This is a genomic window from Pseudoalteromonas sp. SG43-8 (assembly GCF_014164245.1).
Classification (GTDB): domain Bacteria; phylum Pseudomonadota; class Gammaproteobacteria; order Enterobacterales; family Alteromonadaceae; genus Pseudoalteromonas; species Pseudoalteromonas distincta.
The window spans coordinates 368,758-381,145 of sequence record NZ_JACJEX010000001.1; the positions used below are offsets into that span (position 1 = coordinate 368,758).

The 12,388-nt window shown below is 39.9% G+C and carries 10 protein-coding genes; 3 read left to right on the forward strand and 7 right to left on the reverse strand.

Annotated features, from left to right (window positions below; all coding sequences use genetic code 11):
• Nucleotides 1–111: 111 nt before the first annotated feature.
• Complete coding sequence (locus H5122_RS01715) at nt 112–1,137, reverse strand: zinc-binding alcohol dehydrogenase family protein (protein ID WP_182681090.1); 1,026 nt, start codon at nt 1,135–1,137, stop codon at nt 112–114.
• Between the two features lie 133 nt (nt 1,138–1,270).
• Between H5122_RS01715 and H5122_RS01720 the strand changes: the two genes are divergently transcribed.
• Nucleotides 1,271–2,209 (forward strand): LysR family transcriptional regulator, encoded by a 939-nt coding sequence (locus tag H5122_RS01720; protein ID WP_121955092.1) that lies wholly within the window; start codon nt 1,271–1,273, stop codon nt 2,207–2,209.
• Between the two features lie 12 nt (nt 2,210–2,221).
• On the opposite strand, the gene H5122_RS01725 is transcribed toward H5122_RS01720, so the two are convergent.
• The 4 genes from H5122_RS01725 to H5122_RS01740 form a co-directional block, all read right to left on the reverse strand.
• Nucleotides 2,222–3,112 carry a dienelactone hydrolase family protein gene (locus H5122_RS01725; RefSeq protein ID WP_182681091.1) on the reverse strand — a complete coding sequence of 297 codons (891 nt, stop codon included), beginning with the start codon at nt 3,110–3,112 and terminating at the stop codon, nt 2,222–2,224.
• A 115-nt stretch (nt 3,113–3,227) separates the two neighbouring features.
• Nucleotides 3,228–3,644: a hypothetical protein gene (locus H5122_RS01730; protein ID WP_007581892.1), complete on the reverse strand. Its 417-nt coding sequence runs from the start codon at nt 3,642–3,644 to the stop codon at nt 3,228–3,230.
• 114 nt (nt 3,645–3,758) lie between these two features.
• Nucleotides 3,759–6,908, reverse strand: coding sequence for an efflux RND transporter permease subunit (locus H5122_RS01735; protein WP_182681092.1), 3,150 nt, complete (start codon nt 6,906–6,908; stop codon nt 3,759–3,761).
• Between the two features lie 2 nt (nt 6,909–6,910).
• Entirely contained in the window at nt 6,911–8,089 is a 1,179-nt protein-coding gene (locus tag H5122_RS01740; protein ID WP_182671691.1) for an efflux RND transporter periplasmic adaptor subunit, read from the reverse strand.
• Between the two features lie 169 nt (nt 8,090–8,258).
• Between H5122_RS01740 and H5122_RS01745 the strand changes: the two genes are divergently transcribed.
• Nucleotides 8,259–8,522: a YkgJ family cysteine cluster protein gene (locus tag H5122_RS01745; protein ID WP_007375812.1), complete on the forward strand. Its 264-nt coding sequence runs from the start codon at nt 8,259–8,261 to the stop codon at nt 8,520–8,522.
• A 374-nt stretch (nt 8,523–8,896) separates the two neighbouring features.
• On the opposite strand, the gene H5122_RS01750 is transcribed toward H5122_RS01745, so the two are convergent.
• A complete protein-coding gene (locus H5122_RS01750; RefSeq protein WP_182671692.1) occupies nt 8,897–10,750 on the reverse strand; it encodes a TonB-dependent siderophore receptor in 1,854 nt (617 codons plus the stop codon).
• Between the two features lie 340 nt (nt 10,751–11,090).
• Between H5122_RS01750 and H5122_RS01755 the strand changes: the two genes are divergently transcribed.
• Complete coding sequence (locus H5122_RS01755; protein ID WP_182681093.1) at nt 11,091–11,579, forward strand: peptide-methionine (S)-S-oxide reductase; 489 nt, start codon at nt 11,091–11,093, stop codon at nt 11,577–11,579.
• Between the two features lie 153 nt (nt 11,580–11,732).
• On the opposite strand, the gene H5122_RS01760 is transcribed toward H5122_RS01755, so the two are convergent.
• Nucleotides 11,733–12,284, reverse strand: coding sequence for a DUF4136 domain-containing protein (locus tag H5122_RS01760; RefSeq protein ID WP_182681094.1), 552 nt, complete (start codon nt 12,282–12,284; stop codon nt 11,733–11,735).
• Nucleotides 12,285–12,388 lie beyond the last annotated feature (104 nt).

The following is a 12,388-nucleotide window of genomic DNA, read 5'->3' on the forward strand; positions in this document are numbered from 1 at the left end:
TCTTTAATAAATATAAATACAGCCATAGCCACCCCGAAATATTGGTTGAAGACACCAATTACATTGGTGCCTCCAATTAATTCAGGCAGCGCGTATTTGGTATTTATAGAATTAAAAACCTTCCAATACTATTTTGCCAATAGAGCGACCTTCTTCAAGTTCTGCGTGTGCAATACGCAGGTTAGCCGCATTTATAACGCCTAAATTTTTACCAATCGTTGTTTGAATATGGCCCTGATCAATTAACTCAGCAACATGATTTAATAACTTGCTTTGCTCAATTAAATCTTTGGCATTAAACATTGAGCGGGCAAACATAAATTCCCAATGTAGCGATAAGCTCTTCATTTTTAATTTACTAACATCTAATGACTCAGGATCGTCAATCATTGCAATTTTACCAAATGGTGCAAGTACCTCTGTATACGCTTCAAAATAAGTATCAGTACTGTGCAGACTTGCTACATGTGTTACCGAGCCAATGTTTAATGCGTCAATTTGAGCCGGTAATGGTTTTGTATGATCAACAACATAATCTGCGCCTAGTTTTTTAACCCATGCTTGTGAGCTTTCACGCGATGCAGTGGCAATCACTGTTGCACCAGTAATCGCTTTAGCAAGCTGGATAAAAATAGAACCAACGCCGCCTGCGGCACCTGTTACTAAAATAACTTCGTCTGATTTTGTTTTTGCATCAGCTGCTTGTTTTACAATGTTTAAATGCTCAAATAATAACTCGTACGCTGTTATTGCAGTAAGGGGTAATGCAGCAGCTTCAGCATCGTTTAAGCTTTGTGGTTTGAACCCTACAATGCGCTCATCCACTAATTGAAATTCTGCATTACTACCTGGGCGGGTAATATCACCTGCGTAGTAAACCGCATCACCTGGTTTAAAGTCTGTAACAGCTTCACCTGTTGCAACCACTTCGCCAACTGCATCCCAACCAATTACTTTTACTTCACCGTTTGTTGGTGGCATATATAGGCGCACTTTATAATCGGCAGGGTTAACAGCAATAGCCTTAACTTTTATAAGTAAATCGCGACCTGTTGCAATTGGCTGTGGTAGCTCAACATCAATTAGCGACTCAGGGTTTGAAACAGGAAGTGATTGTGTATAACCAATGGCTTTCATAATAAATGTCCTAATTTGTTTACGTATAAGATGCAAGCCATGCTTTGGCTAGCTGATGGATATATAGTAGACCTTGCTTTAATGTAAATAAACCGCATAATCGTTGAATCATTATCAAATATAAATAGATAATATGAACATAGAAGATTTAAAACTTATTTTAAAAGTAGCTGAGTTTAGAAGTATTACGCTCGCAGCTGCTAAGTTAGATATGCGTACAGCCACAGCAAGCGCCGCTATTAAACGCGTGGAGTCAGCGCTAGGTAGCGAGCTTTTTGTTCGTACAACACGTCATTTGAGGTTGTCGGCTGCTGGGGAGCGCTACATACCACAATGTGAACAGGCTCTAGCAGTGCTTGAACTCGCAAAGCAAAATCTAAAAGGCGAACACGGCGAGGTAGAAGGAAGGCTGCGTGTTGCACTTTCATCTGATTTAGGACGTAACTTGGTGATCCCATGGATTGATGAACTCATGGATAGTTACCCTAAATTAAGTTTAAGAGTGCATATAAGTGATAGTAATATCGACTTTTATCGCGATTCAGTTGATATAGCACTTCGTTATGGCTCGCCTAATGATGCAAGCGTTTATGGTTTTAAAATTTGTAACGTACCGCGCTTGTTGTGTGCTAGCGAAGAATACCTGCTACAAAATGGAAGCCCTGTGCATCCCGATGATTTAGCGTCGCATCAAGGTTTGTTTTATCAGTTGCAGGATATTATAAATAATACGTGGGAATTTAGTGATGGTGAGTCAAAATATAAAGTTAAAATGGATGGCAGGCGCGCCTCAAACGATGGCGATTTAGTCAGGCGTTGGTGCGTTGCGGGTAAGGGCTTAGCTGTAAAGTCGGCTCTTGATATGGCCGACGATTTACTCAATGACAGAGTGGTTACTGTAATGCCAAATTATCAACATGTTAATGGTGAACTTTGGCTTATTTGCCCAAGTAGGCAGTCAATAACCCCAGCGGTGCGTTTACTACGTGATGCATGCAGAGCAAAATCCCAAGCTATTTTGCAGCAGTTGGTAAATAAAGGAATTATTGATAAAAGCGTATTAAAGGATTAATACGCAATCAGATCAACTTAGCTTATTATTAAAAAACTCAACGGTACGTTGCCATGCAAGCTCGGCATTGTCTTTATCATAACGACCTGTAGAGTCGTTATGAAATCCATGATTTGCCCCTTTATACATATGCATAGTGTATTCAACATTATTGGCTTTTAAGTCTTGTTCGTACTGTGGCCAAGACGCGTTTACACGTTTATCTAGCTCGCCCAATTGAATCATTAAAGGTGCTTTAATATTTTTACGTAAACTTTCGCTGGCTGGAGTACCGTAAAAAGGCACTCCGGCGCTGATTAAGTTGCTATCTACTGCCGCTAAATAATTAACAATGTAGCCGCCAAAACAAAAACCGACAGCGCCTAACTTACCGTTACTGTTAGCATGCGATTTTAAAAAGTGCGCTGCGGCAACAAAATCGTTTTGAATTTTAGCGCGATCCATGTTTTTTTGCATAGCGCGTCCTTCATCATCATTACCAGGGTAGCCACCCAGTGGAAAGAGCGCGTCGGGTGCAAACGCAATAAAACCGACCTTAGCTAAGCGCCTTGCTACGTCTTTTACGTAAGGATTTAAACCACGGTTTTCGTGTACCACAAGTACAACAGGAAGCTTACCTTCTATGTTTTTAGGGGTTGCTAAGTAACCTTTGCCTTTACCGTGCCCGTCTGGCGAATCGAATTCTTCGTATGTTGCTTTAATATCATCGTCATTAAACGACACTTGTTCAGCAAGTGCATAGTTAGGTAATAATGCTGATGTAAGTACAGCCATCGAAAAGCCAAGAGCAGCAAGGCCACCGAGTTTTTTCATAAAAGTACGTCGGTCCATTAAACCGTGGGCGTATTCGTCATACCAATCAAAGGCTTCTTGAGGAATGTGATCAGAGGGAGATGTATTCATGGCTGTTCCTTAACTTTATTATGTCTATTTATTATTTAAATACCATAACGTATTAGGGATAAAAAACGAGCAATATTTCTCTCTTTTTATCGAATTATTAATAAAGCCTAAATACTTATTCTCTTGAAGATATTTCTTTATTATCAAAATTTAATATGTCCTTTATCGTTAGTTCACTCAAGTTTCTACCATCTTTTAATTTAATTTCTACAGTAGTTAGGATATAAACTTGAATACTTAAAACAAGCATAAATGCTGGCATTAAAATATAGAATAGATGCCCTACATTGTTAGCTTTATATTCTCTTTTAACTGTTTTATAAAAAGAGCTAATATTCAAGTAATATAAGTAGAATGATAACAACAATAAAATAATGCTAATTGATAAGTAGATGTAGCTAAGTGATTCAGATGAATTAGCTCTTAAAAAGCTAATTGTAGATGTATAAAAAATTAGACCGACTAATCCAAAATTTCTAATTGCATCAAAGATATCTTTGATTTTTGTTTTCTCATCGTGCCATTGTGCCATCTTAATAAAGTCTTTTTTGAATGCGAAATAATAACTTACACTTGGTTCATAGTTATTTCAAATAAAAAGCTCGACATAATATGCCGAGCTTTTTTGGTTGGGATGTTACTTAATTTAGCTGTTAGTAGGCGCTGGTTGGGCATCTACTAGTGGTGGCTTGCCACGCATTTTACGTACTAATCGCTTAGCATCTTCTAGTGCAACATACTGACACGGTATAAGTATCAGTGTAATTACTGTGGCAAATAACACACCAAAAGCAAGTGATACAGCCATTGGAATAACAATTTTAGCTTGTAAACTCGTTTCAAAAATAATTGGCATTACACCAATAAAGGTAGTGATTGAGGTGAGTAATATTGCTCTAAAGCGACGAGCACCTGCTTGCATTACAGCATCCTTAATCGCAACACCTTCAGTGCGTGCTTTGTTTACAAAATCAACCATAACGAGGGAATCATTTACGACCACACCCGCTACAGCAATTATGCCAAACATAGATAAGCTACTCATGGTCATACCTAAAATCATATGCCCAAACATGGCGCCCACTACACCAAACGGAATAACCGACATTATAATAAGTGGCTGCGAGTAAGATCGAAGCGGAATGGCTAATAAGGCAAATATGATCATCATTGATATACCAAAATCACGAAGCTGCTCTGAAGCGCTATCCATCTCTTCTTGAATGCGCCCAGCTACATCACTTGTAACACCAGGGTAGCTTTTAAGTAATGTTGGTAAGTATTCATCACGAATTTCTTCTGCAATCGCAAATGGTTCGGCTTGGTCGGTATTTACCGCAGCCCATACGTTTACAGTACGTTTAGAGTTTTCGCGGCGAATACGGTTAACGCCGTCAACAAGCTTAACTTCGGCTACTTCACTTAGTGGTACTTCAGCGCCAGTAGGTGTAATAATACGCACGCTTGCGATGTCACTAATTGAGTTACGTTCGTCTTCTGGATAGCGGATCATAACTTTAATTTCTTCGCCTTCACGCAATATTCGCTGCGCTTCTAAGCCGTAGTAACTAAAGCTAACTTGCGATGCTACATCAGCAAGCGTTAAACCCATGCTGTAAGCGAGTGGTTTTAAATCAAGTTGCACTTCGTCGGTAGCGCTTTGCATTGAATCGTTTACGTCGCCAACGCCTTCCATTGTTTGTAATTTGGCTTTTAATTTACCAGCCACTTCTTTTAGCTCGTCAGCATTTTTGCCTTCAAGTTTAAAGCTAACGTCGCCATCATCTCGACCGCCATTCATTATACTGTCTTGAATGGTCATGGTTTTAATGCCTGGTAGGGCGGGCATTTGCTCACGCCATAATGCACTTAGGGCAAAGGTGTCGATAGGGCGTAAGTCAGGCTCTACCAAAATGGCCATAATATTTGCTTGCGTTCGTCCGCGCAGGCTTACCGATAAATCGCGGATCATCGGTTTACCGTATTGCTCTTGTAGTTGCTGATCGACCTTTAACAACACGCTTTCTATTTTACGTGCGGTTTCAAGCGTTGCTTGCTCAGATGAAGCAAGGTTCATCTCTATATCAATACGCGGAAAGTCGTGCGGTATTTTAGGGTTTGGTACAAACTTAACTAAACCACCTGCAAACATACCTGCGCTTACAATAAGCAAACACATAAAGCCAACAATTACGGTATAGCGGTAGTGAATACAGCGGCTAACAAAAGGAAGGTAGTAGTTATTCACAAAGCCTTTTAAACCACTATCAATCACCATACGTAAGCGATGTAATAGGTTTTTAGGATTTGGTTTACGCGGGTTCATTGCTGCAATGTGCGCAGGTAAAATAAGTTTTGATTCAATGAGTGAAAAAATCAAACATAAAATAATAACGCCACCAATGGCCTTAGAAAAAGCAGCACCAGGGCCGGTTGCGAGTGTTTGTGGTAAAAATGCCGCAATAGTTGTTAGTACACCAAAGGTTGCTGGCATCGCAACACGTTTTACGCCGCGTACTACGTTATCAAGTGTATGGCCGTATTTTTCTATTTCGGCACTGGCTGACTCGCCCACAACAATGGCGTCATCAACAACAATTCCGAGCACAAGTATAAAGGCAAAAAGAGAGGCTAGGTTAATTGTTACGTCTAAAAAGCCAATGGGCATAAACAAAAAGGCACCTAGAAAAGACACCGGTAAGCCCATCATTACCCAAAATGCCAAGCGTAACGGTAAAAATAGTGCCAGCACTATCATTACTAACAAGCCACCCCAAATCATGTTATCGACCATCATATCGAGTCGACCTTCAAGGTAGTAAGTTAAATCAACAATAGGAGATAGCTTAACGCCTGCAGGTAAAAGTGGCTCTTTAGTTGCCATGTAGCTTTTAAGTACTTTTGCTACATCGGTAATGTCTTGATCTTTTGATGCGTTTACTTCAAACGAGAGTGAATTTTTACCATTATATTTTGAATACTGTAGGCCTTCTTCAAAGCCATCATTAATGGTTGCTACATCGCCTAAATAAATTTGTGCGCCATCAGCAAGGGTAATAAGTGGCAGTTTTTCAAACTCAAAGCCACGATAGGCTTGTTTTTCAACACGCATCGAAATATAACCATTTTCAGAGCGTATTTGCCCCGCCGACATATTTGCCGAAAAGTTTTGCACCGCACCTGCAATATCTCTAAATGTTAATCCGTACTCGCGTAGTTTATCAGGGCTGACTTCTATACCAATTTCGTACTCTAAGCCGCCGTTAAAATTTACAAGGTTAACGTGAGGCAGTGCTTGTAACTCGTCTTTTATATCGTTGCCAAGCTCTTTTAACTGGTAGTTACTCATGTCGCCGTAAAGCGCGAGTATCATTACCTCTTGCTCAAACTTATCGCGGCGCACAACAGGGCGCTCCATTCCCGCAGGAAAGGTGTTTATTGAATCAACTTGTACTTTAATTTCATCAAGTACTTCTTGTGGATTGTATTGCTCTTCTATTTCAATCCACGCTTGTGAAAAACCACGGTTAGAGTACGTAATTAGGCGTTTAATGCCTTCAATACCTTCGAGGTTTTCTTCAACTTTTATGGTTATGCCTTCTTCTACCTCTTGCGGGGCTGCACCTGGGTAAACTGCTTGTACGCTTATCCAGTTGCTTTCAAACTGTGGGAACATTTGTTTGCGAATGGTCATCGCCATTAAAATACCGCCTACTAATATAAATATCATTAGTAGGTTGGCAGCAACGGGATTTCGGGCAAACCATGCTATTAACCCTGTTTCACGAGTGTTCATGATTATTCCTCTTTCAGCGCAAGTTGAGTTACATCAGTTTTATCAGGCGCAATATCTTCAATTTTTACTGCCATACCTTCAGTTGGGTATTCAAGCGCTGAGGTAACAATTTGCTCGCCATTCTTTAACCCTTGGCTGGCTATAATCATGCCGTTTTGTTCGCGTATAATATTGAGGGTTTTAAACGACAATGTTAAATCGTCATTTAAAATTACAATTTTATTATCTTTAACTAAGTGGTGCGCAACAATAATTGCGTTATCAAGCGGGCGACCTTCAATGGTAGCGTTAATGTATGAGCCAAAACGAAGAGGGCGTGTTTTGTCGCCATAAGGTGTTGCAAGTTGTGCAACCAAGTAGCTCATACGGCTTGTTTGATCAACCACACCTTCGGTGCGAATTACTTTGGCTTGCCACATTGTTTGCTTACCCGCGTATTCTGCGTTAAATGTAACATTTGAGCCTACGCCGCCATTTTTTAAATATTGCAGTTCTTGATCGGCAACCGGTAAACGTACCTCTGCAACTGAGGTTGCGCTTAGTGCGCCAAAACTATTACCTGGGTTTACTACTGAACCCAAGCTAATTGTGCGCTCATTAATAATGGCATCATAAGGGGCTTTAATATAAGTACGCTCAAGATTGCGGCTAGCACGTTTAACACTTGCTTGAGCAGAGCGGTAACGCGCTAATTTTTCGGCCAGCTGTGGTTTTCGTAAATAAAGTTCTGATGCAATAGCGTCGCTTGAGTCTGACTTAATGCGCTCCCACTCAGCTTGAGCGACATGTGCTTGCGCGCGTTCTATTTCAAGTGCTGAGCTTGCTTGTGCTAAACCCGCTTGCGCTTCAATAAAGTCTGCTTCGTAATCATTTGCATCAATTCGTGCTAAAATATCGCCTTGCTTTACAAACGCGCCTTCAACAAATTGATCTGATACCGAAATAACTTGCCCGCTAACTTGTGCTATTAGCTCGGTACGATACTTTGGTTTAACAATGCCGTACGATTTAACATCGAGCGTTATAGAATTTAAAAGTACGCTTTGTGTTGCTACTAAAGGACGTAAATCTTGCTCTGGCTTTTCTTCGGGTGGTTTTTTCATTGCCATAAAGGCGAAAGCTAAAGCAATACCGCCTGCTAAAACAGCGATTGGGAGTATTATTTGTTTTGTAGTAGCCACAAGGCATTCCTTCATAATTGGTGGTGACAGAGCAATAATACGCAATAAAGTGTTTACAAGCTGTTTTAAGATGTAACAAAGCATTACATGTGTGTGTTACAACTTACTATGCGACTAATTAAGTTTCTAAAAAGAAATTAAAGTAAGTGTTTTTTATACCGAGGAAATTATGAAAACCGAATCGATGAATTGCAGGCTAGGCTGCGGCGCATGTTGTATTGCGCCAAGTATTAGTTCGCCTATTCCAGGTATGCCAAATGGTAAAAAAGCCGGAGAACGTTGTATTCAGCTGGACGAACGTAATTTATGTAAGTTATTTGGTGATGAAAGTCGACCAAAAGTATGTAGCGATTTTAGTGCCACGCTTGATGTGTGCGGGTCAACAAATGCACAAGCTTTAGCGCTTATTACAGAGCTCGAAGAGCTCACTTAGTGAGCTATTAAAATACACATATATTTACACTTATCTATTAGTGAGTATTTATTTTAAGTAATTAAAAGCTGTGCTTTTCACGCGAGCAAGCTCTACGTTTACCGCCAAAGTGTAGGTTTGTGTAGGCGTGAAGCTTGCTTACGTGACAGGCAAAGCATGTAAAAGTGATTTATTCACAAAGAGGGGAGGAGGCGCTGCGCTTTTAGAGGAGGAGATTAATTTAAAGTAATAGTTGGCTTTTGTTTTTCTCATTTACTCCTAATTCTTTTCTCTTTGTGTAATATTTTTTTCCTAAAAACTGCACTTTTATATAAATAAACACAGCGTTTACAAACCAAAGTATAAATTGAGTTCGTAAACGCTGGCTTTATTTTCTACCAGCTATACGTTACGCTTAACGTATATTGCTCACCGCGCCCAGGTGTACCTGGTATTTCTTCAAACGACTCATCCCATAAGTTATCTGCCGCTAAGGTGATAAATAAATTACTCAACTGTGGCGGAGTTATTTTAAGTGTTAGCTGGGTAAATAACGCGTTATCATTGCCGTTTCTAAGTGCATTTTTGTGTTGTGTACGCCATTCGTTATCTATTCTAAATTCTAAAATATCAGTTGGGTTGTACACAGCGCCAAGTGTTAAACGGTGATCAGGAAAGTTTAACGCGTAAAAGCTGGCATCAATATCGGCTGCGCCGTAGTTTTCTGATTTATGTAAATAGGTGTAGCTTGCTATAAGCTTTGCTGTATCAAAGTGCTTAGTCGCTAAAAATTCAACCCCTGCAGTATCAATATCAACTGGGTTTGCAAAGCGCGCTGAGGTTGAATCAAAATTAAAGGTCCAATCGGTCAAGTTATTATCTTTTCGATAAAAAATAGCCGAGTTTAACTGCCAGCTTTGTTCTTCAAGTAATAAACCTAGCTCCAAGTTTGATGTGGTTTCGCGCTCAAGGTTGTAGTTACTTCTAAATAACCCGCCAGAGTCGCTGCCGCCAATGGCTGTGTAGCCTGCAACTTGACTCGCCTCTGCGTACGATAAATAAAACGTGCGCTCAAAACCTTTGCTGTTTTGTGTATTAAGCGTTATATCACCAATAAGTGACAGTTCAGAGTCGTCTCTATTTGTATCGTCAAACGCAGCACCTAAACGAAATGTAAGTTGTTTATTATCCTCAAGCGCCATTTTGTATTCAGGCAATACGCTTAATTTATAATACTTACGAGAGGTAAAGTTGTTTTCAAGCGTGGTAGATTCAATTGAGTCGTCAATAAACTGTGTAGAGTAATTTATTGCCAGTGCATCGCTTTGTGCATGGCGACCCGAAAGTCCAAGCGATTTAACTTCACTTTTATGAAAAGCTTCAAATGCACTAGGATTTTCGCGCGAGTAAATATAGTGATCGTCATGGGTACGATAATAAGCAGATACTTCAAAGTTGCTGTTATCAGCGTAGTTTTGCTTGTGATTAAGCATCCAAAGACGGGTTTCTAAATCTTCAGTTTCGTTAACGCCAAAAGGGGTGTACAAGTTAGGCCAGCCAAAAAACTTATCTTGTGAGCCAAAAAACAAATCTGTTTGGCTATGCTCGCTTGCTAATTGCACGCGAGCTGAGGCGCGCGAAAAGTCATGATCGCCAGAATCTATTGTTCCATCACTTTGCGAATGAGAATACTCACCTTCAAAGCCCAGAGTATAGTTAGCTAAGCTATCAAGTTGTGTGTTTTTAGCAGCGTGAATACTTTGCAGATTAAAGTCGTTTGTACCAGTACCAAGGGATACACTACCGCCAGTAATAATCGGTTTCCAACCAAATGAAACCGTACCTACAGAGCTATTCATACCGTAAAGTGCGTTATCGGCACCGGTTAAAACATCTGGGCCGCTTAGCATTTGCGGTGCAATGGGTATTTCAGCAAAATAATGCCCAGATTGCGGGTCAAGCAGGGTAGCGCTTCCTACTCTAAAACCGGTGTTTTCAAAAATCCCACCACGAATAGTTACATCAGCTTGCGCCTCAGCCATATTACGCGATTGAAGGTCAACACGGGGGTCATATTCTAAATTAGAAATAGGCGAGTCGAATGTACCTACTGGCAACTTATTTGCAGTGGGTGAGGCCTCAACCGTTATTTTCTCGATTGCCGACTCATCAGATAGCGTATTAGCATTGGCAAATGCAGTAACGCTGCATAATATTGCAGGTATTATAATGTGTGGTGTGCGATTCATGTGTTTCTCATCATTTTTTATTTGTAGCTGCGGTTACAATTAATTTCAAAGCTTATATTTGAGCATGATAAAATAACTAAATGTAACAGCAGTCATTTTGTGCGCGATTGTACATTAATTTGTTAATAACTGCATTTGATAACCATTTACGTAATACCGACTTTATTAAAAACATGGTTATTCTATCGTATTAAATAGCGCACTCACTGCGTTAAAAATTATTTATATAGAACAACTATATGTCATAATTTTCGCCTTGTTATTGCGCTATTTTCTTGGCGCTATAATAGAACACTATTTTAATGCAATCGGTATAATTACTTATTAGGTAACGTTTATAATGGATACTAAAGAATATAATACTATTTACTTTGCTGGTGGCTGCCTGTGGGGCGTACAAGAGTTTTTAAAGCACTTACCAGGCGTAATAAGTACTGAAGCAGGACGCGCTAATGGTACAAGCAAAACCACTGACGGCGAATACGATGGTTATGCCGAATGCGTAAAAGTCATTTTTGATTTAAAAGTCGTTAGCCTAAATAAGCTGTATGATTACTTTTTTGAAATTATTGACCCATACAGTATTAATAAACAAGGGGATGACGTAGGCCCTAAATACCGCACTGCCATTTATAGCAAAAACCAAAGCCATTTAGATGCAGCAAGCAATTATATGAATAAGCGCAGTGATGCCGATAAAATTGTGGTAGGGGTAGAGCTGCTAACTAACTACGTGCCAAGCGATCCTGAGCATCAAGACCGACTAACTAATCACCCTGATGATTACTGCCATATACCGCTTGAGTTACTGCATAAGTATAAATCGTAAATTTAACACGGTGTTTTTTTGTAGACGTGCAGCTTGCTGACGTGATGAGCGCAGCTCATAATTATTTAAACCTGAAGTCCCAAAAATACACACCCACAAAAAAGCTCACGTACTGTGAGCTTTTTTTAAAACTTACTTGTAGCAAAATTTAACTTAATGCTGCTTTTGCGGCGGGAAGTTACTTAATATTTCGCTCACTGTTTTATTAATTGATGCTTCACGTTGTTCTGGCGATTGGTTTTTCTTTAATCGGCCTTCTTTTGCGCCGCGCCATACTAGCTGGTTAGATTCACGATCCACAATATCAATAATCAGTGTGCCCACTTCGTATTCACGCGCGGTTGTATCACGTTGAAAACCAGTACCCCAATAACCCCAATGCGGGCGGTAGTTTACATTAAATGTATCTACTTCAAGCTCTTTATCTACCGATGCATGATAGTTAACAAGTACATCAGCATTTGCTACATCAACTAAGCTCATACCAAGTGTTTGGCTCAGCTCTGCGTTAACGGCAGTGCGAACACGTTTTTCCATTAGGCCATTAATTTGGTAGTTATTTGTGTCTTTAGTTAGGCTGGCGTTTTCTACCCAAGCAAATGTTTTAAAATTACTAAAGTTGGCTGATTTATCGTAATCCCAATCAGGGGTTTGTGTACAGGCTGTAAGTAGTGCTAGCGCTGCAACAATAAGTATATTTTTCATTACGTTTGCTCCAATAAAATGCATTAACTTAAAATAACACACATCGTTTAAATGTGTATTATTTAAACGTCCTATATTTTAGTTTAGTTGGTTTGCCTTAACGG